The organism is Streptomyces sp. DH10, assembly GCF_029813805.1.
Taxonomy (GTDB): Bacteria; Actinomycetota; Actinomycetes; order Streptomycetales; family Streptomycetaceae; genus Streptomyces; species Streptomyces coeruleofuscus.
The window spans coordinates 32,881-57,145 of record NZ_JARVKU010000031.1; the positions used below are offsets into that span (position 1 = coordinate 32,881).

A 24,265-nucleotide genomic window follows, 5' to 3' on the forward strand; every position below is an offset into this window, starting at 1 on the left:
TGTCTTACTTCTCCTCGGTACGGGTCTGGGTGACGGCGGGCTCGTTTCCGCCCAGCAGCAGGTACAGGACGGCCATCCGGATGGAGACTCCGTTCGCGACCTGCTCGACGACGGTGCAGCGGTCGGAGTCGGCGACCTCGGCGGTGATCTCCATGCCGCGGACCATCGGGCCGGGGTGCATCACGACGGCGTGCTCGGGCATCCGCGCCATGCGGTCGCCGTCGAGGCCGTAGCGCCGGGAGTACTCGCGCTCGGTCGGGAAGAAGGCGGCGTTCATGCGCTCGCGCTGGACGCGCAGCATCATCACCGCGTCGGACTTGGGCAGCGTGCTGTCGAGGTCGTACGACACCTGGCAGGGCCAGCTCTCGATGCCGACGGGCACCAGCGTCGGCGGGGCGACGAGGGTGACCTCGGCGCCGAGGGTGTGCAGCAGGTCGACGTTGGAGCGGGCGACCCGGCTGTGCAGGACGTCGCCGACTATGGTGATGCGCTTGCCTTCGAGGTCCTGTCCGATCCCGGCGTCCGGGCCGATCAGGCGGCGGCGCATGGTGAAGGCGTCCAGCAGGGCCTGGGTGGGGTGCTGGTGGGTGCCGTCGCCGGCGTTGACGACGGCCGCGTCGATCCAGCCGGAGTTCGCCAGGCGGTACGGGGCTCCTGAGGCGCCGTGCCGGATGACCACGGCGTCGACGCCCATGGCCTCCAGGGTCTGGGCGGTGTCCTTCAGGGACTCGCCCTTGGACACGCTCGAACCCTTGGCGGAGAAGTTGATGACGTCCGCGGACAGCCGCTTCTCGGCGGCCTCGAAGGAGATCCGGGTCCGGGTGGAGTCCTCGAAGAAGAGGTTGACGATCGTGCGGCCGCGCAGGGTCGGCAGCTTCTTGATCGGCCGGTCGGCGACCCGGGCCATCTCCTCGGCGGTGTCGAGGATCAGGACGGCGTCGTCGCGGGTGAGGTCGGCGGCCGAGATGAGATGACGCTGCATCTGTCAGGCTCCGTAAGGCAGTTCAAGCTGGAGAAATGGGGCAGACGGGCGCGCGAGGGCGCACCGAGCCGGCGTACGACGGCGGCGTACGCCTGGAGCGCTACTGGGCGGTCTGCTTGGCGCCGAGCAGCACGGTGTCGCGACCGTCCTCCTCGGCGAGCTGGACCTTGACCGTCTCCCGCAACGACGTGGGGAGGTTCTTGCCGACGTAGTCGGCGCGGATGGGCAGTTCGCGGTGGCCGCGGTCGACGAGGACCGCGAGCTGTACCGCGCGGGGGCGCCCGATGTCGTTCAGGGCGTCGAGGGCGGCGCGGATGGTGCGGCCGGAGAAGAGGACGTCGTCGACGAGGACGACGAGCTTGCCGTCGATGCCGTCACCGGGGATCTCGGTGCGGGCCAGCGCACGCGGCGGGTGCATGCGCAGGTCGTCGCGGTACATGGTGATGTCCAGCGAGCCGCACGGAACCTTGCGTTCGGTGATCTGCTCGAGCTTGTCGGCGATCCGCCGGGCGAGGAAGACGCCCCGGGTCGGAATGCCGAGGAGCACCACGTCGTCGGCGCCTTTCGCGCGTTCGACGATCTCGTGGGCGATGCGGGTCAGTACCCGCGCGATGTCGGGCCCCTCGAGAACGGGCCGGGCATCGGACTGCGAGTCGTGCGTGTCCATATGAAACGGACCTCCTTCTCCGCCTCACGGGACGGACGTTAAAGGACGTCGGGATTGCGCCACCCACGGTAGCAGGCCCTCACTGCCGCCCGGACGGCCCCCTCGGATCACCCACTCGGCCTAACAGAGTGCCGATACCACGGAAGAGTCGGTGCGGACCATTCGGCTTGACGCGGCAGAGTAACGCTGCGTAACCTCACAGTGAGTTACCAGCCGCGCGGCCTGGCACCCACGCCAGACGCGTCGACACAGTGCCGGGGAGCTATATGTCCAGCGAATACGCCAAACAGCTCGGGGCCAAGCTCCGGGCGATCCGCACCCAGCAGGGCCTTTCCCTCCACGGTGTCGAGGAGAAGTCCCAGGGACGCTGGAAGGCGGTCGTGGTCGGTTCGTACGAGCGCGGCGACCGTGCCGTGACCGTGCAGCGCCTTGCCGAGCTGGCGGATTTCTACGGCGTTCCGGTGCAGGAGCTGCTCCCGGGCACGACCCCGGGCGGCGCCGCCGAGCCGCCGCCGAAGCTGGTCCTGGACCTGGAGCGGCTGGCCACGGTGCCGGCCGAGAAGGCGGGCCCCCTTCAGCGCTACGCGGCCACGATCCAGTCGCAGCGCGGTGACTACAACGGCAAGGTGCTCTCGATCCGCCAGGACGACCTGCGCACGCTCGCCGTCATCTACGACCAGTCGCCCTCGGTGCTCACCGAGCAGCTGATCAGCTGGGGCGTCCTGGACGCGGACGCGCGCCGCGCGGTGGCCACCCACGAGGAGGCCTGACCGCTTCGGGGGGACAGCAGAAACGTGCCGCCGGGGTGGCCGGAACCATACGGTTTCGGCCACCCCGGCGGCGTTCTGAGGGCCTGGCAGCCCTCGAAGGTACGGGAACGCCGGAGGGCCCGCGGCAGTCACGCTGCGGGCCCTCCGGCGTTCTGTGCGTCTCAGACCTCGTCGTCTCAGACTTCGTCGTCTCAGACTTCGTCGCGGCGGAGCGAGGGCTTGAGCTCCTTCAGCCGTCCGAGCAGGCCGTTCACGAACGAGGGCGACTCGTCCGTGGAGAATTCCTTCGCCAGCTGCACCATCTCGTCGAGGACGACGGCGTCCGGGGTCTCGTCGACCCAGATCAGCTCATAGGCGCCGAGCCGCAGGATGTTGCGGTCGACGACCGGCATCCTGTCGAGCGTCCAGCCGACCGAGTACTGGGCGAGCAGCTCGTCGATGCGCTTCGCGCGCTGCGCGTAGCCCTCGACCAGCTCCATCGTGTACTCGCTCACCGGCGGCTGCCGGGTGTCGGCCCGGGAGAGCCGGACCCAGTCGGCGAGGACGGTCAGGACCTCGGCGCCGCGCTGGTCACCCTCGAAGAGGATCTGGAAGGCGCGCTTGCGGGCCGTGTTGCGGGCAGCCACGGTTAGCTGTTCACCCGGCCGAGGTAGTCGCTGGTGCGGGTGTCGACCTTGATCTTCTCACCGGTGGTGATGAAGAGCGGGACCTGGATCTGGTGACCGGTCTCCAGCGTGGCGGGCTTGGTGCCGCCGGTGGAGCGGTCGCCCTGGACGCCCGGCTCGGTCTCCTGGACGGTCAGCTCGACGGCGGCCGGCAGCTCGACGAAGAGCACCTCGCCCTCGTGCTGGGCGACCGTGGCCGTGAAGCCCTCGACGAGGAAGTTGGCGGCGTCGCCGACGGCCTTGCGGTCGACCATGAGCTGGTCGTAGGTCTCCATGTCCATGAAGACGAAGTACTCGCCGTCCATGTAGGAGAACTGCATGTCGCGCTTGTCGACGGTGGCCGTTTCGACCTTGACGCCGGCGTTGAAGGTCTTGTCGACGACCTTGCCGGAGAGCACGTTCTTGAGCTTGGTGCGCACGAAGGCCGGGCCCTTGCCGGGCTTGACGTGCTGGAACTCGACGACGGACCAGAGCTGGCCGCCTTCGAGCTTGAGCACCATGCCGTTCTTGAGGTCGTTCGTGGAAGCCACGGTTGCGGAATCTCCTGGACTGACGTACGACCCCGGGGCACGCACCTGCCTACAGGGCGAGCAGCTCCTTGGTCGTGATGGTGAGTAGCTCGGGTCCGCCGTCCGCCTCGGGGCGGACGACGAGCGTGTCATCGATCCGGACACCGCCCCGTCCCGGGAGGTGGACCCCAGGTTCGACGGTGACCGGCACGCAAGCGTCCAGTTTACCCATGGCCGCGGGACTCAATTGAGGGTCCTCGTCGATTTCGAGCCCCACCCCGTGTCCGGTCAGGGCCGTGAGGCCCTCCGTGTACCCCGCGGAGTCCAGCACCTGGCGGGCCGCACGGTCGACGTCCCGGCAGGCGGCACCGGGTACCAGGCTCTCACGTCCGGCGCGCTGCGCCGCGAAGACCAGGTCGTACAGCTCGATCTGCCAGTCCGCGGGAGCGGTGCCGATGACGAACGTCCGGCCGATCTCACAGCGGTAGCCGCGGTACGTCGCGCCGAGGCAGACGGAGAGGAAGTCGCCCTCCTCGACACGGCGGTCGGTGGGCCGGTGCCCGGGCCGTCCGGCGTTCGGCCCCGTGGCGACGGAGGTGGGGAAGGCCGGGCCGTCGGCCCCGTGATCCACGAGGCGTCTTTCGAGCTCCAGGGCGAGATGGCGCTCGGTCCGCCCGACGAGGATGGACTCCAGCAGTTCGCCGAGGGCCTGGTCGGTGATCTCGGCGCCGATGCGGAGGCAGGAGATCTCCTCCTCGTCCTTCACGACCCTGAGCTGCTCGACCGAGCCGCCGAGGTTGGCCAGGCGCAGCCCGGGGGCGACCGAGCCGAGGGCGCGGTGCCGGGCCACGGTGAGGTGGTGCTCCTCCACGGCGAGGGAGTCGGCACCCTGGCCCGCGGCGAGGCCGGCGGCCGCGACGGCCGGGTCGCCTCCGCCGACACCGGGCAGGGTCTGTACGCGCAGGGCCTCGTCGGGGCGCTCCTGCGTGGAGCGGTCGGCCGTCGGGCCGGCACACACCAGGAGGTCCTCGGTCTTGCCCAGCAGGAGAACGGCGCCGTGCGGGGCGGCGCCCGCGAGATAGCGCACATTGGCGGGGCGGGAGACCAGCGCCGCCGCGCTGCCGCCCGCGTTGCAGTATTCCCTCAGACGCGTCCGGCGGGCCGCGTACACCTCTGACATGACCCGAGCCTATGAGCGCCGGGGGGATACCGCCGGTCGGGAGGGCCGAGTGGGGGTTGTCCGCGGCTGCTGGGGGCTGAGCTGCGGGCAGTCGTGCCTCCCCAGTGCCTTAAGGGCCTGGGAGGTGCCCCCAGGCGGCACGGGTGGGCGCAGCGGCACCCCGCTCCGCCGGGCTGCGGACCCACCCGGCCTCAGCGACAACGCCCCAGGGCACCGGAACGCCGAGTTATCGCACCGCCCCCACGCCGACTACCACTGCGGCGGACTCGCGATGGACCGAGCCAGCACATCGTCCAGCACCCGGGCCGTCTCCGGCACATCCAGCTGCGAGTTGTCGATGATCGGCAGACCGGACCCGTACCACCCGGCCATCCGCCCGTGGATCCGGGCGACCTCCTCGTCCGTCAGCCGCCGGTTGCCCGTGCGCTCCGCGTTGCGTTCGAGGACGATGTCCAGCCCGGGAAGGAGGACGACCGGCAGCAGGCCCGGCCCGACGTGCCGCTTCCAGCCGCCGAGGCCGACGACGGGCCGGTCGGGGAAGACTGCGTCGTCGAGGATGCAGGAGATGCCGTTGGCCAGGAAGTTCCGCGCGGCGAAACCGCAGGTGCGGCGGGCCAGGCGGTACTGCGCCTCGGAGTTGTCGTTCCACCCGGACTGAGGGTCGGCGAAGCCCGAGCGGACCCACTCGCGTACGTCGTCGAGGCTGATGTGCGCCGTCGGGACCCGGCGATGGTCCGCCCAGTACTTGGCGACGCTGGTCTTCCCGGCGCCCGCGGGCCCTATGAGCAGCACGGCGAGCGTCGTACCCGCCGGGTCGGGGACGGCCGTCGCGGGCGGGGGGCTGGGCATGGCGACCGGACCGCCGGGCGGCAGCGGCACATGGCCGGTGGTGTCCGGCGGCGGAGGGACGGAGGCCTGCGGCGGGGGCGCGGCCGGCCCGGGCGGGGGCACGGGATAACCGGGCGCCGGGGGCGGCGGGGGCACGGGCGCGGAGCCCTGATGCGCACCCGGGTGGTGCGACCCCGGGTGGTGTGCGGCCGGCGACCAGCCGACGGCCGGTCCGTGCCCCGGCTGATGGGGCGGCGGCAGCGGAGAACCCACTGCGTGCTGCATCCGGTGCCACTCCGTCTCGTACAGGCGATGGGCGCTGAACAGCGGGGGCGGAACCCGCTGCTACCGAACGGTACCGCCCCCGGCCGGTGTTGTGTGAACGGCCGGGGGTGGTCCGAAGTGCCCGGCCCCGTAAGGCGATTTCGGGCGGAAGGCGCGCCCGGGTACTTACTGTCCGACTTCGCCGTACGCGGCGAGCAGCACGGCCGGGTCGGGTCCCTCCAGAACGGTGGGCTTGGCCAGACCGTCGAGGACGATGAAGCGCAGCAGGTCGCCGCGGGACTTCTTGTCGACCTTCATGGTCTCCAGCAGCTTGGGCCACTGGTCGTGCCGGTAGTACAGCGGCAGCCCGACGGCTTCGAGGACGGTGCGGTGGCGGTCGGCCGTGGCGTCGTCCAACCGGCCTGCCAGACGGCCGAGTTCGGCGGCGAAGTGCATGCCCACCGAGACCGCCGCGCCGTGCCGCCACTTGTAGCGCTCGTTCTTCTCGATGGCGTGACCGAGCGTGTGGCCGTAGTTGAGGATCTCGCGCAGGCCCGACTCCTTCAGGTCGGACGACACCACGTCGGCCTTGACCCGGATGGAGCGCTCGATGAGCTCGGCGGTGTGCGGGCCGGCCGGGGTGCGGGCCGCCTCGGGGTCGGACTCGATCAGGTCGAGGATCACCGGGTCGGCGATGAAGCCGGCCTTGATGACCTCCGCGAGCCCGGAGACGTAGTCGTTGACCGGGAGGGAGTCCAGCGCGGCGAGGTCGCAGAGCACACCGGCGGGCGGGTGGAAGGCACCGACCAGGTTCTTGCCCTCGGCGGTGTTGATGCCGGTCTTGCCGCCGACGGCCGCGTCCACCATGGCGAGCACCGTGGTCGGGATGGCGATCCAGCGCACCCCGCGCAGCCAGGTGGCGGCCACGAATCCGGCCAGGTCCGTGGTCGCGCCGCCGCCGACACCGACGATGACGTCCGTCCGGGTGAACCCGGACTGGCCCAGCGCCTTCCAGCAGTAGGCGGCGACCTCGGCGGTCTTGGCCTCCTCGGCGTTGGGCACCTGGATGGCGACCGCCTCGTAGCCCTGCCCGGCCAGGTCGGCGCGCAGGGCGTCACCGGTATCGGCCAGCGCCTCGGGGTGGACGATCGCGACCCGCTTGGTCCTGCCGCCGATCAACCCGGGCAGTTCACCGAGGAGTTGCCGGCCCACAAGGACCTCGTAGGGCTCGGTGCCCGCCGTGCCGCCGACCTGGATCCGGGTCACTGCCTCAGTCATGCTTCCTTCAACTCCAGTGCGTCCAGGGCGGCTCGGGTGACCCCTTCGGGGGTGCGGCCGTCGGTGGCGACCACGGCCGTGGCGACCTCCTCGTAGAGGTGCCGGCGGGCCTCCATCAGCTCGCGCCACTGCTTGCGCGGATTGATGGCGAGCAGCGGCCGGGCCGCGTTGAGGCCGGTGCGCTTGACCGCTTCTTCGACGTCCATCGACAGGTACACCACCCGCTGCCCGGCGAGCAGCGCGCGGGTGTCCGGGTCGAGGACGGCGCCGCCGCCCAGCGCCAGCACACCGTCGTGCCCGGCCAGTGCCTCGCGCACGGCCTGCTTCTCGATCGCGCGGAAGGCGGACTCGCCCTCCTCGACGAAGATCTCGGCGATCGTCCGGCCCTGCGCGGCGACGATGTCGTCGTCGGTGTCCCGGTAGCCGGTCCCGAGCCGCTCGGCCAGCAGCTGCCCGACGGTGGACTTGCCCACGCCCATCGGGCCGACCAGCACGATCAGCGGGCTCATCGGATGGCCAGGTTGTCGAGGTAGGACCGGACGTTGCGGCGGGTCTCGGCCACGTTGTCGCCGCCGAACTTCTCCGCGACCGCGTCCGCGAGGACCAGGGCGACCATCGCCTCGGCGACGATGCCGGCGGCCGGCACCGCGCACACGTCGGAACGCTGGTGGTGGGCGGCCGTGGCCTCGCCGGTGACGACGTCCACCGTCTTCAGCGCCCGCGGCACGGTCGCGATCGGCTTCATCGCGGCCCGCACGCGCAGCAGCTCACCCGTGGACAGCCCGCCCTCGGTGCCGCCGGAGCGGCCGGTGGTCCGCTTGATGCCCTCGTCGGTCGCGACGATCTCGTCGTGCGCCTTGGAGCCGGGGACGCGGGCCAGGTCGAAGCCGTCGCCGACCTCGACTCCCTTGATCGCCTGGATGCCCATCAGGGCGGCGGCCAGACGGGCGTCCAGGCGGCGGTCCCAGTGCACGTGCGAACCCAGGCCCACCGGCACCTCGTACGCCAGCACCTCGACCACGCCGCCGAGGGTGTCGCCGTCCTTGTGGGCCTGGTCGATCTCGGCGACCATCGCCTTCGACGCGTCGGCGTCCAGGCAGCGCACCGGGTCCGCGTCCAGCTTCTCCACGTCCGCGGGCGTCGGGTACACGCCGTACGGCGCCTTCGCTGCCGCGAGCTCCACCACGTGGGAGACGATCTCGATGCCGGTCGTCTCCTTCAGGTACGACCGGGCCACCGCGCCGAGGGCCACCCGGGCCGCGGTCTCCCGAGCGGAGGCGCGCTCCAGGATCGGCCGGGCCTCGTCGAAGCCGTACTTCTGCATCCCGGCGAGGTCGGCGTGGCCGGGCCGGGGCCGGGTCAGCGGCGCGTTGCGGGCGAGGCCGTCGAGGATCTCCGGGTCGACCGGGTCGGCCGCCATGACCTGTTCCCACTTCGGCCACTCGGTGTTGCCCACCATGATCGCGACCGGGGAGCCGAGGCTGAGGCCGTGCCGGACGCCGCCGAGGAAGGTGATCTCGTCCCGCTCGAACTTCATCCGGGCACCGCGCCCATAGCCCAGGCGCCGCCTCGCGAGATGGTCCGCCACCATGTCCGTGGTGATCGGCACGCCGGCGGGAAGCCCCTCCAGCGTCGCGACGAGTGCGGGACCGTGGGATTCCCCCGCGGTCAGCCAGCGCAACCTGCTCAACGGTGCTCCTCAGTGTTCGCGGCGTGCTTACTGCCCAGCGTACGCACCTCATCGCGTACGGCGACGGCCCGACCGGGTGCGCGGCCCCGATCCGCCACCCACGATCCTGCCACGTCCGGAGCGTGGACTCGGCCGCCGGTCCATCAGGCGGACGAGGCCGGGCCGCCGGTCTGCCGCTGCGGCGCGTACGCGCCCAGGAAGTCCGCGCCGCTCTGCGCTTGCGCGGTCTGCGTCTGCTGCGGTGCGTACGTGCCCAGATGGTCGGCTCCGCCGCCCTGCTGCTGCGCCTGCTGCGGTGCGTACTCCCCCAGGTAGTCCGCTCCGCGTCCCTGCCCGTACTGAGCCGCCGCGTGGACGGGCACGCCGCTGCGCACGGCCCGCCGGTAGGCGATCTTGCGCTTGATCTTGACCGCCCAGGTCGCGAGGACGGCGAGCACGACCAGGGCGAGCACCGTGATCTGCACCCAGTCGGGCAGGAATCCCAGCAGGGACTCGAATATCTGGGACTTGACGGACGCCTGAGACATACCGGTGGACATGGCTGGTTCTCCCCTCCCCTGTTCCGCCCCCTGCGGAACCGAGAGCGGATCTTATCGGGCCGCCAGAGCGCGCTCGCCCGCTTTTCGCATGGCGTCCAGCGGGGCCGGGGCCCGCCCCGTCATCTGCTCGACCTGCAGCACGGCTTGGTGCACCAGCAGATCGAGGCCGCTGACGACCGCTCCGCCGTACGCCGACCAGCGGGCGGCGAGGGCGGTCGGCCAGGGGTCGTAGAGCACGTCGAACAGGGCCGTCGGGCGCTCCGGGACGGATCGGGCGAGGGCGTCGGTGGCACCCGCCGGCGTGGTGCTGATCACCAGCGGGGCGTGCAGGGCCTGTTCGGCGTCCGCCCAGTCGGCGATGCGCACCGAGACCTCCAGCCGTTCGGCCCACTGCCGCATCTCGGCGGCCCGGGCCTCGCTGCGCACGTACACGGCGATCTCGCCCGGGCAGACCCGGGACAGCGCGGCCAGTGCGGACGAGGCGGTGGCGCCCGCGCCCAGGATGGCGGCGGCCTCGACCTTGTCGATGCCGTGCTCGCGCAAAGCCGCGACCATGCCGGGGACGTCGGTGTTGTCGCCGGTCCGGCGGCCGTCCTGGGTGAGGACGACCGTGTTGACGGCGTCGACGGAGGCCGCGGTCTCGCTGATCCCGTCGAGCAGCGGGATCACGGCCCGCTTCAGCGGCATGGTCAGCGACAGCCCCGCCCATTCGGCACCGAGCGTCTCGAAGAACCCGGGCAGCGCGGCCTCGTCGACCTCGAACCGGTCGTACGTCCAGCCGGTCAGCCCCAGCTCTTCGTAGGCCGCGCGGTGCAGGACCGGGGAGAGCGAGTGCGCGATCGGGGAGCCGAGAACGGCGGCTCGGCGTGGTGCGGCCATCAGGTCTTCCTCAGTCGTTCCGCGATCAGTTGTTCCGCGAGGCGTTGAACTTCTCGACCAGCTTCTGGTGCTCCGCGTTGGTCTTGGTGAACTGGCTGGTCTTGCCGTCCAGCGAGATGAAGTAGTACCAGCCGTCCTTCGTCGGGTTGAGGGCGCCCTTGAGCGCGGCCTCGCCCGGGTTGTCGATCGGTCCGGGCGGCAGGCCCTTGTGGAAGTACGTGTTGTACGGGTTGTCGTAGTTCCGCAGCTCGCTCAGACTCAGATCGATCTTGCTCTGGTTCTTGATGTAGTTGTAGGTCGAGTCGAACTCCAGCATGCCGTTGGTCTGCGGGTTCCCCGGCTTCATGCGGTTGTAGACGACCTCGGCCATCTTGCGGAAGTCGTCGTGGCTCGTGCCCTCGGCCTGGGCCAGGCTCGCGACGGTGATCAGCTGCCACGGGTCTTCGAGTCCGAGGCTCTGGGCCTTCTTCTCCACGCCGAGCTTCTCGTACGTCCGGGTGGCCCGGGTCACCATGTCCTTCAGCACGTCCTCGGGCTTCTCGCCCTTGGCGATGCCGTAGCTGGAGGGGTAGAGGAACCCTTCCAGCGGGTCCTTGACGTTCTCGTGGCCGAGCGCCCAGTCGGGCAGGCCGAGCTTCTTCCAGTCCTTCTTGGCGACCGCGGCGGTGGTGCCGTCCTTGACCTCGAGCCGCTTGTCGATGAGCCGGTAGATGTCGGCGTTGCGCTTGCCCTCGGCGATGATCAGGTTGTCGCGGCTCTCCGGGCTGAGCATCATTTCGACCGCACTGTCGGCCGACATTTGCTTTTGCAGCGTGTACACGCCGTCCTGGATGGTCTTGCCCTGCGGATTGCTCTCCTGGGCGGCGACGAACGCGTCGACGCTCTTGACGACCCCTGCGTTCTTCAGCACCTGGCCGATCTTGTAGCCGAGCGCTCCCTCGGGGATCTCGACGGACACCTCCTGCCCGTTGCCGTCACCCGCGTAGTCCGGCGCGTCGCCGAAACGATCCTGGAAGAACTGGTAGCCGAAGTAGCTGACGCCCGCCAGGCCGCCGCCGAGGACCAGGACGACCACCAGACAGGCCGTTCCGTTGCGGCGCTTCTTGGGCTTGCCGCCGCGTCCTCGCTGGTCGTCGCGTCGGCGACGGCCGCCCGGCTCGTCGCCGTCGTCATCGTCGTCACCGCCCGCGAAGAAGGCGTGCTCGCCCTGGTCGGGGCCGGGGTCCCAGTCGGTCTCCGGCTCCTGCTCGGCCCGCCGCCGCCCGGGCGGCTCCGGTGGCGGATACGCCTCGGGCGTGCCGTAGTGGTCGGACTGCCCCTGGTCGTACGCACCGGTTTGCTGACCGTACGGGTCGGTGGGGTCGCCGGGATACGGGACCTGCTGGTGCGGGCCGGGGGCCCAGCCGCCGTCGTCGTACTGCTGCTGGTGGTACCCCTGATCCTGCTGGTACCCCTGATCCTGGTACCCCTGATCCTGCTGATGCCCCTGGTTCCCCTGCCCCGGGTACTGCTGGTGGCCGTGGGCCTGTGCCGCGTACTGCTGCTGGTCGTACGGGTACTGCTGCTGCGCCTGACCGTATCCGGCCTGCTCACCGGTGCCCCAGTCGCCGTACTGCGGCTGCTGCGGCTGCTCTGGATGGTGCTGTGGCTGACCGCCGTAGGGGGACTGCTGACCCTGGTGGGCCTGCTCTCCTCCCCATCCGCCGTCCCCGTACAACGGGTCCTCCGGATGCCACGGTTCGGAGCCTTGGCCCCGGCCATACTCAGTCATCGATCCCCTAGAGCCGCGAGGCGGCGGTCACGCGGCTTCCGGCTCGGCTTCCGTCCCGCCTCTTGCTGTGCGGTGGCTGTTCGAATGCCGCCGCATCGCGCGGAACGTTACCGTATCGCGATCAGATGACCACTTCGACGCCTTCGCCGGGTGCTTTACCTGACACCCGTTCGGATTCCAGCGCCTGTTGCAGGATGACCACCGCTGCCGCCTGGTCGATGACGGACCGCCCCTTCTTGGTCTTCACGCCCGAGGCGCGCAGTCCCTGACTGGCCGTCACCGTCGTCATGCGTTCGTCCAGGAGTCTCACCGGAACCGGGGCGATCATGCGTGCCAGTTCCTGGGCGAAGCCGCGGACCTTGACCGCGGCCGGGCCCTCGCCGCCCTTGAGGGAGCGCGGGAGACCGACCACGATCTCGATGGGCTCGTACTCCTCGACGAGTTGCTTCAACCGTCGCTGAGCTGCGGGGATGTCACGCCCGGGGACCGTCTCCACCGGAGTGGCGAGGATCCCGTCGGGGTCGCACGAGGCGACCCCGATGCGGGCGTCCCCGACGTCGATCGCGAGTCGACGTCCTCTGCGCATTTCCGGACCCGTTTCTTACTTGGCCGTCTCGGCGACCAGACGCTCCACGGCGTCCACGGCGTCGCCGATCGCGGCCGGGTTCTGGCCGCCGCCCTGGGCGACGTCCGGCTTGCCGCCACCGCCGCCGCCGAGGGTCTTGGCGGCCGTACGGACCAGGTCGCCGGCCTTCAGGCCGCGCTCGCGGGCGGCCTCGTTGGTGGCGATGACCGTCAGCGGCTTGCCGTTCGCCACCGTGAACAGGGCGACCACGGCGGCCCGTCCGCCCTGGATGCGTCCGCGCACGTCGAGCACCAGCTTGCGCAGGTCGTCGGCGGTGATGCCGTCCGGGACCTGACCGGTCACGACAGCAACGCCACGGACGTCCTTGGCGGACTCCACGAGACCGGCGGCGGCCTGGAGGACCTTCTCGGCGCGGAACTTCTCGATCTCCTTCTCGGCGTCCTTCAGCTTGCCGAGCATGGCGGAGACCTTCTCCGGGAGCTCCTCCGGGCGGCCCTTGATCAGCTCCTGGAGCTGGGCGACGACCGTGTGCTCCCGGGCGAGGAAGTTGTACGCGTCGACACCGACCAGGGCCTCGATGCGGCGGACACCGGAGCCGATGGACGACTCGCCGAGCAGCTTCACCAGGCCCAGCTGGGCGGTGTTGTGCACGTGCGTGCCGCCGCACAGCTCCTTGGAGAAGTCGCCGATGGTCACGACGCGCACGCGTTCGCCGTACTTCTCGCCGAACTCGGCGATGGCGCCCTGCTTCTTGGCCTCGTCGATGCCCATGACGTCGGCGCGGACGTCCAGGTCGCGGGCGAGCACCTCGTTGATCTTCTGCTCGACGTCGGTCATGACGGCCGTCGGGACGGCGGCCGGGGAGCCGAAGTCGAAGCGGAAGCGGCCGGGCTGGTTCTCGGAACCGGCCTGGGCGGCCGTCGGGCCGAGGGCGTCGCGCAGGGCCTGGTGGGTCAGGTGCGTGGCCGAGTGGGCGCGGGCGATGGCCTTGCGGCGGCGGTCGTCGATGGAGGCATGGGACTTGGCGCCGACGGTGATCTCGCCGACCTGGACGACACCCTTGTGCACGTAGACACCCGGGACCGGCTTCTGGCAGTCGCGGACCTCGATGACGGCACCGGAGTCGGTCTTGATCTTGCCGGTGTCGCCGATCTGGCCGCCGCCCTCGGCGTAGAACGGGGTACGGTCGAGGACGATCTCGACCTCGTCGCCCTCGGTGGCGGCCGGGGAGGAGACGCCGTCGACCAGGATGCCGACGACGGTGGACTCGCCCTCGGTGTCGGTGTAGCCGATGAAGTCGGTGGCACCGGCCCGGTCGGCGATCTCGCGGTAGGCACCGAGGTCGGCGTGGCCAGTCTTCTTGGACTGGGCGTCGGCCTTGGCGCGCTCCCGCTGCTCCTTCATCAGGCGGCGGAAGCCCTCCTCGTCCACGGAGAGGCCCTGCTCGGCGGCCATCTCCAGGGTGAGGTCGATCGGGAAGCCCCAGGTGTCGTGGAGCAGGAAGGCCTTGTCGCCGGGCAGCACGGTGGAGCCGGCGGCCTTGGTGTCGCTGACGGCCGTGTCGAGGATGTTGGTGCCGGCCTTCAGCGTCTTGAGGAAGGCGTTCTCCTCGGCGATGGCGACCTTCTCGATGCGCTCGCGGTCGGTGATGAGCTCGGGGTACTGCTGGCCCATCATGCCGATGACGACGTCGATCAGGTCCTTGACGACCGGGCCGGTGGCGCCGAGCAGGCGCATGTTGCGGATGGCGCGACGCATGATGCGGCGCAGCACGTAACCGCGGCCCTCGTTGCCCGGGGTGACGCCGTCGCCGATGAGCATGGTGGCGGTGCGCATGTGGTCGGTGACCACGCGCAGGGACACGTCCGAGGAGTGGGCGTCGCCGTAGCGGACGCCGGTCAGCTCGGTGGCCTTGTCGATGACGGCCATCGAGGTGTCGATCTCGTACATGTTCTGCACGCCCTGCAGAATCATGGCGAGACGCTCGAGGCCGAGGCCGGTGTCGATGTTCTTGCTGGGCAGGTCTCCGAGAATCTCGAAGTTGTCCTTGCCGGTGCCCTCGCCCCGCTCGTACTGCATGAAGACGAGGTTCCAGATCTCCACGTACCGCTCGTCGTTGACGGCGGGGCCGCCCTCGGCGCCGAACTCGGGGCCGCGGTCGTAGTTGATCTCGGAGCAGGGGCCGCACGGGCCGGGGACGCCCATGGACCAGTAGTTGTCCTTCATGCCGAGGCGCTGGATGCGCTCCTTCGGCACGCCGACGACCTCGTGCCAGATGCGCTCGGCCTCGTCGTCGTCCTTGTAGACGGTGATCCACAGGCGCTCGGGGTCGAGGCCGTAACCGCCCTTGTCCTGGGGGCTGGTGAGCAGCTCCCAGGCGAGCTTGATGGCGCCTTCCTTGAAGTAGTCGCCGAAGGAGAAGTTGCCGCACATCTGGAAGAACGTGCCGTGGCGCGTGGTCTTGCCGACCTCTTCGATGTCGGGCGTACGCACGCACTTCTGCACGCTCGTGGCGCGGGCGAAGGGCGGCTTGACCTCACCCAGGAAGTAGGGCTTGAAGGGCACCATGCCGGCGGGGACGAGGAGCAGAGTCGGGTCGTCCGCGATGAGCGACGCCGAAGGGACGACGGTGTGACCGCGCTCCTCGAAGAAGCTCAACCAGCGGCGGCGAATCTCAGCCGACTCCATCAGTGGTCCTCATTCCGGTTGTACGAATTCTTCTTGTACGTGGACGACGTGGTGTCGATGACGTACGTCTTCGGCTCTGTGCGGTTCTCGATGGCGGCGTGCCGCCGGGGCGCGGGGAGTTCGGGGTCGACGGGGGCGTTGAGCCCGAGCGCGTCGCCCAGTTCGGCCTCCCGCTGGGCCATGTTGTCGCGGACGTCGAGCGCGAAGTCGACCGCGCGGTCCTTGAGCCGGTGGCCGGCCTCGATCGCCTTGTTCCCCGCGGTTCTGGCGAGGCTCTCGGGCGTCAGCTGCTTCAGCTTCCGGTTGACCTTGGTGGTGGCCCACACTCCGGCGGCGACGCCGGTGGTGAACCAGAACGTACGGCGGAACATCGCTGGCTCTCAGTCCCTCTTCCCTCGGGCGCTGCGCCGAGAGACCGTGCGGCCCACGATCACGGTACGCCTCGGCGCCTTGCCGGGCACGTCCTCCTTGCGGCCGCCGAGGGCCCGGCGCACGCCGTAGCCGAAGGCGGCGACCTTGACCAGGGGGCCGCCGAAGGTGGAGGCGACGGTGGTCGACAGCGCGGAGGCGTTCGACGTGACCTCCTGGACGTCGGAGGCGATCGAGTCGACCCGGTCGATCTGGGTCTGCGCGGAGCGCACCGCCGCGGAGGCGTCGGCCAGCAGCGGGACGGCCTGATCGGTCACTTCCGCCACGAGCTTGGTGGTCGCCCTGAGCGTCTGGGCCAGCCTCGCCAGCGCGACGGCGAGGAAGGAAACCAGGATCGCCCAGAAGACGGCCACCAGGATTCCGGCCACCTCTCCACCGGACACTGTGTGCACCCGCTCCCTGAAAACGTGCCTGAACATCGAAAAAGTCGTGCGACGAGCCTATCGCGCCGGGGCTGCGGCTCCGTACCGGATTACCGCCGGGCGACGGCGGATTCGCGAAAGCCCGCCGCCTCGCCCGCCCGGAAGGGCGGGGAGACGACGGGCTGAAGTACCGCGTGCCTGCCGGGGATCAGCGGGCGTAGTACTCGACGACGAGCTGCTCGTCGCAGATCACCGGGATCTCCTTGCGGTTCGGCTCGCGGTCCAGGCGGAACGCCAGGGCCTTGAGGTTCACCTGGAGGTAGCGCGGGGTCTCACCGTCGGGGGCGAAGCCACCCTCACGAGCGATCGTGAAGAGCGTCTTCTCCTTGGAGCGCTCGCGGACCTGCACGACGTCGTCCGGACGGACACGGAAGGAGGGCTTGTCGACCTTCTTGCCGTTGACCGCGATGTGGCCGTGGACGACCATCTGGCGGGCCTGGTAGATCGTGCGGGCGATGCCCGAACGCAGGACCAGGGCGTCGAGACGGCGCTCCAGCTCGATGATCAGGGCCTCACCGGTCTTGCCCTGGACCTTGGAGGCACGCTCGTAGGCGCGGACGAGCTGGCGCTCGGACACGTCGTACTGCGCGCGCAGGCGCTGCTTCTCGAGCAGACGGACCTTGTAGTCCGAGTTCTGCTTGCGGCCACGGCCGTGCTCACCGGGCGGGTACGGACGGGCCTCGAAGTACTTGACGGCCTTCGGGGTGAGCGCGATGCCGAGGGCACGCGACTTCTTGACCTTGGGGCGGGACTGGTTCGCCACTGTTTCTCGTTTCCTAGTGTCGGCTTGTCAGGGTTGTGGGAGGTCGCATCCGCAGCCGGGGAAACCCTCCTCGTCCCTGCGGACGGGGCGGGCAGCCGCTCCCCTGGTCTGGGCACATACGTGCAGCACGCGAGTGGCCCACCGACCGGTCCCGTCCGCAGGACGAGGGGTGGTGGGCTGCCCGCGACACCTTCGACGGTGCGCGACGCTCCTGGAGCCGATCCCCGGGGGGACCGGGCTCCGGCCGACTGTCCCGTTCTGACTGCACGGGACGCGGCACTCCGAATGAGTTTACAGGGTGCTCAGGACCGCTTTCGACCGAGGTTCTTCCGGGTCCACTCGACCGCGTCCGCGTAGCGGGCCTCCGCGCCGTGCCGGGTCGGCTCGTAGTACTCGCGGTCCTTGAGGGCGTCCGGGGCGTACCGCTGGGCGGCGATGCCCTCGGGCAGGTCGTGCGGGTAGACGTAGCCCTGGCCGTGGCCGAGCTTGGTGGCGCCCTTGTAGTGGCTGTCGCGCAGGTGCGCGGGGACGGGGCCGGCCAGTCCCTTGCGTACGTCCTCGAGGGCGGCGCCGATCGCGGTCGTCGCGGCGTTGGACTTGGGAGCCAGGGCGAGGGCGATGGTGGCGTGGCTGAGGGTGAGGGCGGCCTCCGGGAAGCCGATCATGGCGACGGCCTGGGCGGCGGCGACCGCGATCGGCAGCGCGTTCGGGTCGGCGAGGCCGATGTCCTCGCTGGCGGAGATCATCAGGCGGCGGGCGATGAAGCGGGGGTCCTCACCGGCCTCGATCATCCGGGCCAGGTAATGCAGGGCGGCGTCGACGTCGGAGCCGCGGATGGACTTGATCAGGGCGCTGGCCACGTCGTAGTGCTGGTCGCCGTCGCGGTCGTACTTCACGGCCGCCCGGTCGACCGTCTCCTCCAGCGTCGTCAGGCCGATCTCCGCCTCGCCCTTGTCGAGTGCGGCTCCGGCGGCCGCCTCCAGGGCGGTCAGGGCCCGGCGGGCGTCGCCGCCGGCGATGCGCAGGAGGTGGCTCTCGGTCTCCTCGGGGAGGGCGACGGCGCCCTTGAGGCCGCGCTCGTCGGTCAGGGCCCGCCGGACGAGGTCCTTGATGTCGTCGTCCGTGAGCGGTTCCAGCGTGAGCAGCAGGGAGCGGGACAGCAGGGGCGAGATCACCGAGAAGTACGGGTTCTCCGTCGTCGCCGCGATCAGTGTCACCCAGCGGTTCTCGACGGCCGGGAGGAGGGAGTCCTGCTGGGCCTTGCTGAAGCGGTGGATCTCGTCGAGGAAGAGGACGGTCTCCTTGCCGTATCCGCCGGAGGCCCGGCGGGCGCCATCGATGACCGAGCGGACCTCCTTGACGCCCGCGGTGATCGCCGACAGTTCGACGAAGCGGGCGTCGGTGGCCTTGGAGACGACGTACGCCAGGGTGGTCTTGCCGGTGCCGGGCGGGCCCCAGAGGATCACCGAGGAGGGACCGGCCGGGCCGGAGGCCTCGCCGACCAGTCTGCGCAGGGGCGAGCCCGGCTTCAGCAGATGCCGCTGGCCCACGACCTCGTCGAGGGTGCGCGGGCGCATCCGCACCGCCAGGGGGCTGCTGGACGGCTCCTTCTCCTGGCGTTCTTCTGCTGCGGCGGTGAACAGGTCGGGCTCCACGTCAGAAACCCTAAATCACGGCACTGACAATCCCTCCGGGCCCTGCTGCTCCCGGCTCAGCTCATCCAGAAGTCCCACCAGCGGGTCAGGATCAGCATGCCGATGATGCCGATGTGCAGCACGGGCATGACCCAGGTGAACTCGCCGAAGAAACCCTTGAGCCAGGTGGGGGCGGGCAGGAAGCCCTTGCGGATGTTGAACGACGTCACGTACCAGAACATGAGGATCGTCGCGACCCAGGCCAGGCAGCACCACAGGCACAGCGCGTTGATCCGGTACAGGGACTGGAACATCAGCCAGGCGCAGAAGCCGACGCCGAACAGGCAGCCGGCGTTGAAGGTGAGCCAGTACCAGCGCGGGAAGCGGGCACCGGCGAGCAGGCTCACGCCGACGCCGATGACGATGCCGTAGGTGACGAGGCCGAGCATCGGGTTCGGGAAACCGAAGACGGCGGCCTGCTTGCTCTCCATGACGCTGCCGCAGGAGACGACGGGGTTGAAGCTGCACCCGGGGGTGAACGTCGTGCCCTCGACCTTGGCTTCGAGGATCTTGAACTTGTCGATCGTGATGATCCACGCGGCGAGCAGTCCGGCCGCGCCGGTGATCACCAGGAGCAGGGCGAGGGCCCGGCTGCCGCCCTCGGCGCGGGGCGCGATCCCGGCGCGCTCCGGCTCGGGCTCCGTGGAGACGTCCTTGACTGTCGTCTTGCTCATCACGCCGATTCCGTCACTTGAGACCTGGACAACGTCGGGCAGGACCATTGTGCCGCACAGGTACGTCCGTCCACCGTTCAGTGGACATAAGCATGGCCGCACGGTCGTCCCTGAGGGTTGCGTTCCGGCCGACGCTCGTCCCATGACAGCACACGGGTACGACCTCGCCGTCGAGGTGCGGGGACTGTGCAAGCGGTACGGGGACGTGACCGCCGTCGACGGCATCGATCTGGGCATCCGCCGGGGCGAGGTGTTCGGCCTGCTCGGGCCCAACGGCGCCGGCAAGAGCACCACGGTGGAGATCCTCCAGGGCAACCGGGACCGGGACGCCGGAGAGGTGTCCGTGCTCGGGTCGGACCCGGCGACCGGCACGCGCGCGTGGCGCTCACGCGTCGGGATCGTCTGGCAGGACGAATCGGCGCCCGCGGAGTTGACGGTCCGGGAGACCGTGCGGCACTTCGCCGGCTACTACCCACGGCCGCGCGACCCGGAGGAGGTCATCGGCCTGGTCGGTCTGGAGGCGAAGGGGGACAGCCGGATCAAGGCGCTGTCGGGGGGCCAGCGCCGGCGACTCGACGTGGCGCTCGGCGTGATCGGCGGCCCGGACCTGCTGCTTCTGGACGAGCCGACGACCGGGTTCGACCCGGCGGCCCGGCGGCAGTTCTGGTCACTGATCCGCGCCCTGGCCGACGAGGGCACGACCATCCTGCTGACCACCCACTACCTGGAGGAGGCGGAGGCCCTCGCGCACCGGCTGGCCGTCGTCGCGAAGGGCCGGATCGTGGCCGAGGGCGAGCCCGCGGCGTTGCGGGAGCGGTACGGCACCGAGGTCCTCGTCGAGTGGACCGAGCCGGACGGCACCCCGCGCAGGGAGCGCACGGGCACGCCGACCAGGACGATCGCCGGGCTCATGCACCGCTTCGACGGTGAGATCCCGGGGCTGGCGGTGAGCCGCCCCACGCTGGAGGACGTCTACCTCCGGCTGACCGGACAGCGGCAGGAGGACGCGCGATGACCACGACCGCCGTACGGGACCGCGGTGCGGTCGGCGCCGAGGGGCTGCCCGGCGTCTGGGGGCTGGGGCTGCGGCGGGGTGCCCTGGAGATCAGGCAGTTCTTCCGGCAGCGCGACCAAGTGGTGTTCACGTTCGCCTTCCCGGTCGTCTTCCTGTTCCTGTTCGCGTCGATCTTCCGGGACGATGTGGCGGGCGCGGGCATCACCGCCTCGCAGCTGTACGTCCCGGCGATGATGGCCGCCGGCATCATGTCGACGAGCTTCCAGGCGCTCGGCATCTCGATCGCCGTGGAGCGGGAGGAGAGGGTGCTGCGCCGGCTGCGGGGCACGCCGATGCCGCCGACTGCGTACTTCCTCGGCAAGATCTGGCTGGTTCTGTTCACCGGCCTGCTGGAGACGGTGATCCTGCTCCTCGTCGGCACGACCGTGTACGACGTGGACCTGCCGTCCGATGCGGGCCGCTGGTTCGACCTGGCGTGGATCTTCGTCCTCGGGATCACGGCCTGCGCCCTGCTCGGCATCGCGATCAGCTCGGTGCCGAAGTCCGCCAGCAGCGCGAGTTCCGTGGTCGTGCTGCCCTTCCTGGTGCTCCAGTTCATCTCCGGGGTGTACATCGCCATCGGCGCCATTCCGGACTGGATGCTGACCATCGGTGCGCTGTTCCCGCTGAAGTGGATGTGCCAGGGGCTGCGCGGGGTGTTCCTGCCGGAGTCGGCGCAGGTGCTGGAGCAGGCGGGGAGCTGGGAACTCGGGCGCGTGGCCCTGGTGCTCGCCGCGTGGTGCGTCGGAGGATTGGTGCTGTGTCTGCTGACGTTCCGCTGGAAGGACCGGCGCACCGGATGAGTGATGCCGCGAGCGCCTACCACTGGGAGCGCTCGTTCCGGCTCTGGGACACGTACTTCGCGCTGATCTGGGTCGCCACGGTGGCCTACGTGCTCGCCGCGGAGCAGCCCGGCTGGCCGCTCCGCGCGGTCGCGGCGGCCCTGCTCGTGCCGCTCGTCCCGCTGTACGTCGGGGCCGGGCGGCGTCTGATCCGGGGCGATCCGCCCGACCAGTGGCAGGCGATCGCCTATCTGGCGGCTGCGTTGGCGCTGTTCCTTCCGTCGGCGGTGCTCGCCGGGGAGACGCGGGTGCTGACCTTCGCGCTGATCCCGCAGTGCTTCATGACGCTGCGGCTGCGGTCGGCTCTGGTGGCGGTGGCCGTGGTCAACCTGGTGCCGGTGGCGGGCTGGGCGCTGCTGTGGCGCCCGGAAGCCCGGGACCTGGTCTTCAACGCCCTGTTCTGCTTGGTCACGCTGGTGTTCTCGGTGGCGCTCGGGATCTGGACCATCCGGATCATCGAGCAGAGCCAGGGGCGGGCCGAGCTGATCGCGGAGCTGGACGCGAGCCGGCACGAGATCGGGCGGCTGTCCGAGGCCCACGGTGCGCTGGCCGAACGGGAGCGGCTGGCCCGGGAGATCCACGACACGCTCGCGCAGGGGTTCACGAGTCTGGTGATGCTGATCCAGGCGGTCGAGGCGGAGCTGGACCACGACCTGCCCGAGGCCCGGCGTCATCTGCGCCTGATGGACGAGACGGCCCGGCAGAACCTCGCCGAGGCCCGGGCGTTGGTCGCCGGGGGTGCGCCCGCCGACCTGGACGGCGCTTCCCTTCCGGACGCGCTGGGCCGGCTCGCCGCGCGCCATGACGCGGCCCTGGCGGTGACCGGCCCGGTCCGCACGCTGCCCGCCGGTCCCGAGGTGGTGGCCCTGCGCGCCTGCCAGGAGGCGCTGGCCAACGCCCGTAAGCACGCGGGGAGTTCCGTGGCGGTCGGTGTCTCGCTGGCGTACGCCGACGACACGCTGACCGTGTCCGTACGGGACGACGGGCCCGGCTTCGATCCGGGTGCCGTGCGCGGTGGGTACGGTCTGGCGGGGCTGCGGGCCCGGGCCGTCGAGGTGGGCGGAACCGCCGAGGTGCGCAGTTCGCCCGGTGACGGCACGGTGGTGACCGTCCGGCTGCCGGTCGTGAGGAGGGAGACGCCGTGATCCGGATCGTCCTGGCCGACGACCATCCCGTCGTGCGGGAGGGGCTGCGGGCGATGCTCAGTGCGGAGTCCGATCTGGAGGTCGTCGCCGACGCGTCCAGCGGGCCGCAGGCGGAGGCGCTGGCGGCTGAGTTGCGGCCCGACATCGTGCTGATGGACCTGCGGATGCCGGGTGGCGGGGGCGTGGACTCCATCGTGCGGATGACGCGGGCCGGGCTGCCGTGCCGGGTGGTCGTGCTGACGACGTACGAGACGGACCGGGACATCCTGCGGGCGGTGGAGGCCGGGGCGGCGGGTTATCTGCTGAAGGATCTGCCCCGTGCGGAACTCGCGGAGGCCGTGCGGGCGGCGGCGCGCGGTGAGACGGTCCTGGCCCCGTCCGTCGCGGCGCGGCTGGTGGACCAGCTGCGGACGAAGCCGGAGCGGCCGCGGCTGTCGGAGCGCGAGACAGCCGTGCTGCGGCTGGTCGCCGAGGGCTGCACGAACGCGGAGATCGGGCGTCGGCTCTTCATCGGGGAGTCGACCGTGAAGACGTATCTGCTGCGCGTCTTCGGCAAGTTGGGGGTGGACGACCGGACTGCGGCGGTGACGAGCGCGATGCGGTACGGGCTGCTGGAGCAGTGACGAAGGCGCCGGGCACCTCGGCAGGTGTCCGGCGCCTGTGCTCCTGGTCCGCTGTCAGCCCAGTCGCGCTTCCAGCTCCGCCACGATCTCGTTCACGCCCACCGCCGTCTGCTCGCCCGACTCCATGTCCTTGAGCTGGACGACGCCCTCGGCGAGGTCGCGTTCGCCGGCGACGATCGCGTAGCGGGCGCCGCTGCGGTTGGCGTTCTTCATCGCGCCCTTGAGACCCTTGCCGCCGTAGGAGAAGTCGGCCGCGATGCCGTTCTTGCGCAGCTCCGTGACCTTGGCGAACAGGACCCGGCGGGCCTCCTCGCCGAGCGGGACGGCGAACACGCTGGTGCTGGCGGGGAGTTCGAGCTCGACGCCCTCGGCCTCCAGCGCGAGGACCGTGCGGTCGACGCCGAGGGCCCAGCCGACGGACGGCAGCGCGGGGCCGCCGATCATCTCGGACAGGCCGTCGTAGCGCCCGCCGCCGCCGACGGCGGACTGGGAGCCCAGGCCGTCGTGGACGAACTCGAACGTCGTGCGGGTGTAGTAGTCCAGGCCGCGGACCAGCTTCGGGTCGTCCTCGAAGGCGACGCCGGCCGCCGTGATCAGCTCGCGGACCTCCTCGTGGTACGCCTTGCAGGCGTCGCAGAGGTAGTCGCGCAGCAGCGGGGCGTCCCCCAGCTGCTTCTGGACCGACTCGCGCTTGTCGTCCAGGACGCGCAGCGGGTTGATCTCCGCCCGGCGCAGGGTGTCCTCGTCCAGGTCCAGGCCGCGCAGGAAGTCCTGGAGTGCCGTCCGGTACACCGGGCGGCACTCCTTGTCGCCCAGGCTGTTGAGCAGGATCCGGAAGTTGCCGAGACCCAGCGAGCGGTACGCCTGGTCGGCCAGGATGATCAGCTCGGCGTCCAGCGCCGGGTCCTCGGCACCGATCGCCTCGGCACCGACCTGGGAGAAGTGGCGGTAGCGGCCCTTCTGGGGGCGCTCGTAGCGGTAGTAAGAGCCGGAGTACCAGAGCTTGACCGGGAGGTTGCCCGCCTTGTGCAGGTTGGCCTCCAGCGCGGCACGCAGGACGGAGGCCGTGCCTTCGGGGCGCAGGGCCAGCCTGTCGCCGCCCTTGGTCTCGAAGGCGTACATCTCCTTCGTCACGATGTCGGTCGACTCGCCGACGCCGCGCGCGAAGAGTTCGACGTTCTCGAAGCCGGGTGTCTCGATGTAGCCGTAGCCGGAGTTGCGCAGCGGTGCGGCGATCGCCTCACGGACCGCCAGGAACGTCGCGGAGTCCGGCGGGATCAGGTCGTACGTGCCCTTGGGGGCCTTGAAGGTGCTCACGGAAGG

25 protein-coding genes are annotated in these 24,265 nt (G+C 70.6%); 5 read left to right on the top strand and 20 right to left on the bottom strand.

Annotated elements, in window-relative coordinates; translation table 11 throughout:
* Nucleotides 1-4 precede the first annotated feature (4 nt).
* Nucleotides 5-982 (bottom strand): aspartate carbamoyltransferase catalytic subunit, encoded by a 978-nt coding sequence (locus QC385_RS39540; RefSeq protein ID WP_279546245.1) that lies wholly within the window; start codon nucleotides 980-982, stop codon nucleotides 5-7.
* A gap of 100 nt (nucleotides 983-1,082) precedes the next feature.
* Nucleotides 1,083-1,649, bottom strand: coding sequence for a bifunctional pyr operon transcriptional regulator/uracil phosphoribosyltransferase PyrR (gene pyrR / locus QC385_RS39545; protein WP_059420843.1), 567 nt, complete (start codon nucleotides 1,647-1,649; stop codon nucleotides 1,083-1,085).
* Between the two features lie 266 nt (nucleotides 1,650-1,915).
* Here pyrR and bldD point away from each other — a divergent pair, with 266 nt between their 5' ends.
* Nucleotides 1,916-2,419: a transcriptional regulator BldD gene (bldD, locus tag QC385_RS39550; RefSeq protein ID WP_014671524.1), complete on the top strand. Its 504-nt coding sequence runs from the start codon at nucleotides 1,916-1,918 to the stop codon at nucleotides 2,417-2,419.
* 191 nt (nucleotides 2,420-2,610) lie between these two features.
* Here the strand turns inward: bldD and nusB are convergent, their stop codons facing one another.
* From nusB to QC385_RS39635, 17 genes are all read right to left on the bottom strand, one after another.
* Entirely contained in the window at nucleotides 2,611-3,045 is a 435-nt protein-coding gene (nusB, locus tag QC385_RS39555; RefSeq protein WP_150479769.1) for a transcription antitermination factor NusB, read from the bottom strand.
* Nucleotides 3,046-3,047: 2 nt separating this feature from the next.
* Complete coding sequence (efp, locus tag QC385_RS39560; protein WP_010046444.1) at nucleotides 3,048-3,614, bottom strand: elongation factor P; 567 nt, start codon at nucleotides 3,612-3,614, stop codon at nucleotides 3,048-3,050.
* Between the two features lie 49 nt (nucleotides 3,615-3,663).
* Complete coding sequence (locus tag QC385_RS39565; protein WP_279546246.1) at nucleotides 3,664-4,773, bottom strand: aminopeptidase P family protein; 1,110 nt, start codon at nucleotides 4,771-4,773, stop codon at nucleotides 3,664-3,666.
* 249 nt (nucleotides 4,774-5,022) lie between these two features.
* Entirely contained in the window at nucleotides 5,023-5,886 is an 864-nt protein-coding gene (locus tag QC385_RS39570) for a Pro-rich N-terminal domain-containing protein (RefSeq protein WP_279546247.1), read from the bottom strand.
* Between the two features lie 165 nt (nucleotides 5,887-6,051).
* Nucleotides 6,052-7,143 carry a 3-dehydroquinate synthase gene (aroB, locus tag QC385_RS39575; protein WP_279546248.1) on the bottom strand — a complete coding sequence of 364 codons (1,092 nt, stop codon included), beginning with the start codon at nucleotides 7,141-7,143 and terminating at the stop codon, nucleotides 6,052-6,054.
* Entirely contained in the window at nucleotides 7,140-7,652 is a 513-nt protein-coding gene (locus QC385_RS39580; protein WP_279546249.1) for a shikimate kinase, read from the bottom strand. Before QC385_RS39580 ends, aroB begins: the two co-directional genes overlap by 4 nt.
* Nucleotides 7,649-8,833: a chorismate synthase gene (gene aroC, locus QC385_RS39585; protein ID WP_279546250.1), complete on the bottom strand. Its 1,185-nt coding sequence runs from the start codon at nucleotides 8,831-8,833 to the stop codon at nucleotides 7,649-7,651. The genes QC385_RS39580 and aroC overlap by 4 nt, the downstream gene beginning before the upstream one ends.
* Before the next feature lie 143 nt (nucleotides 8,834-8,976).
* The gene (locus QC385_RS39590) at nucleotides 8,977-9,372 is read right to left on the bottom strand and encodes a hypothetical protein (RefSeq protein WP_279546251.1); all 396 of its coding nucleotides are present in this window, start codon (nucleotides 9,370-9,372) and stop codon (nucleotides 8,977-8,979) included.
* A gap of 51 nt (nucleotides 9,373-9,423) precedes the next feature.
* Nucleotides 9,424-10,251: a shikimate dehydrogenase gene (locus tag QC385_RS39595; protein WP_279546252.1), complete on the bottom strand. Its 828-nt coding sequence runs from the start codon at nucleotides 10,249-10,251 to the stop codon at nucleotides 9,424-9,426.
* Nucleotides 10,252-10,276: 25 nt separating this feature from the next.
* On the bottom strand, nucleotides 10,277-12,022 hold the full coding sequence (mltG, locus tag QC385_RS39600) for an endolytic transglycosylase MltG (RefSeq protein ID WP_279546253.1): 1,746 nt from the start codon (nucleotides 12,020-12,022) through the stop codon (nucleotides 10,277-10,279).
* A 121-nt stretch (nucleotides 12,023-12,143) separates the two neighbouring features.
* A complete protein-coding gene (gene ruvX / locus QC385_RS39605; RefSeq protein WP_086601147.1) occupies nucleotides 12,144-12,608 on the bottom strand; it encodes a Holliday junction resolvase RuvX in 465 nt (154 codons plus the stop codon).
* Nucleotides 12,609-12,623: 15 nt separating this feature from the next.
* Nucleotides 12,624-15,296: an alanine--tRNA ligase gene (gene alaS, locus QC385_RS39610; protein ID WP_279546254.1), complete on the bottom strand. Its 2,673-nt coding sequence runs from the start codon at nucleotides 15,294-15,296 to the stop codon at nucleotides 12,624-12,626.
* The gene (locus tag QC385_RS39615; protein WP_279546255.1) at nucleotides 15,296-15,667 is read right to left on the bottom strand and encodes a hypothetical protein; all 372 of its coding nucleotides are present in this window, start codon (nucleotides 15,665-15,667) and stop codon (nucleotides 15,296-15,298) included. The genes alaS and QC385_RS39615 overlap by 1 nt, the downstream gene beginning before the upstream one ends.
* A 9-nt stretch (nucleotides 15,668-15,676) precedes the next feature.
* Nucleotides 15,677-16,117: a DUF948 domain-containing protein gene (locus QC385_RS39620; protein WP_086855479.1), complete on the bottom strand. Its 441-nt coding sequence runs from the start codon at nucleotides 16,115-16,117 to the stop codon at nucleotides 15,677-15,679.
* Nucleotides 16,118-16,295: 178 nt separating this feature from the next.
* Nucleotides 16,296-16,910 carry a 30S ribosomal protein S4 gene (gene rpsD / locus QC385_RS39625; protein ID WP_010046470.1) on the bottom strand — a complete coding sequence of 205 codons (615 nt, stop codon included), beginning with the start codon at nucleotides 16,908-16,910 and terminating at the stop codon, nucleotides 16,296-16,298.
* 302 nt (nucleotides 16,911-17,212) lie between these two features.
* Nucleotides 17,213-18,565, bottom strand: coding sequence for a replication-associated recombination protein A (locus QC385_RS39630; protein WP_279546256.1), 1,353 nt, complete (start codon nucleotides 18,563-18,565; stop codon nucleotides 17,213-17,215).
* A 56-nt stretch (nucleotides 18,566-18,621) separates the two neighbouring features.
* On the bottom strand, nucleotides 18,622-19,278 hold the full coding sequence (locus tag QC385_RS39635) for a vitamin K epoxide reductase family protein (RefSeq protein ID WP_279546257.1): 657 nt from the start codon (nucleotides 19,276-19,278) through the stop codon (nucleotides 18,622-18,624).
* A gap of 142 nt (nucleotides 19,279-19,420) precedes the next feature.
* On the opposite strand from QC385_RS39635, the gene QC385_RS39640 reads away from it, so the two are divergent.
* The 4 genes from QC385_RS39640 to QC385_RS39655 are packed head-to-tail and all read left to right on the top strand — an operon-like array spanning nucleotide 19,421 to nucleotide 22,942.
* On the top strand, nucleotides 19,421-20,293 hold the full coding sequence (locus QC385_RS39640) for an ABC transporter ATP-binding protein (RefSeq protein ID WP_279546258.1): 873 nt from the start codon (nucleotides 19,421-19,423) through the stop codon (nucleotides 20,291-20,293).
* The gene (locus QC385_RS39645; protein ID WP_279546259.1) at nucleotides 20,290-21,135 is read left to right on the top strand and encodes an ABC transporter permease; all 846 of its coding nucleotides are present in this window, start codon (nucleotides 20,290-20,292) and stop codon (nucleotides 21,133-21,135) included. The genes QC385_RS39640 and QC385_RS39645 overlap by 4 nt, the downstream gene beginning before the upstream one ends.
* The gene (locus QC385_RS39650) at nucleotides 21,132-22,319 is read left to right on the top strand and encodes a sensor histidine kinase (protein ID WP_279546260.1); all 1,188 of its coding nucleotides are present in this window, start codon (nucleotides 21,132-21,134) and stop codon (nucleotides 22,317-22,319) included. The genes QC385_RS39645 and QC385_RS39650 overlap by 4 nt, the downstream gene beginning before the upstream one ends.
* Nucleotides 22,316-22,942 (top strand): response regulator transcription factor, encoded by a 627-nt coding sequence (locus tag QC385_RS39655; protein ID WP_279546261.1) that lies wholly within the window; start codon nucleotides 22,316-22,318, stop codon nucleotides 22,940-22,942. The genes QC385_RS39650 and QC385_RS39655 overlap by 4 nt, the downstream gene beginning before the upstream one ends.
* Nucleotides 22,943-22,996: 54 nt before the next feature.
* On the opposite strand, the gene hisS is transcribed toward QC385_RS39655, so the two are convergent.
* Nucleotides 22,997-24,259 carry a histidine--tRNA ligase gene (gene hisS, locus QC385_RS39660; RefSeq protein ID WP_279546262.1) on the bottom strand — a complete coding sequence of 421 codons (1,263 nt, stop codon included), beginning with the start codon at nucleotides 24,257-24,259 and terminating at the stop codon, nucleotides 22,997-22,999.
* Nucleotides 24,260-24,265: the final 6 nt, after the last annotated feature.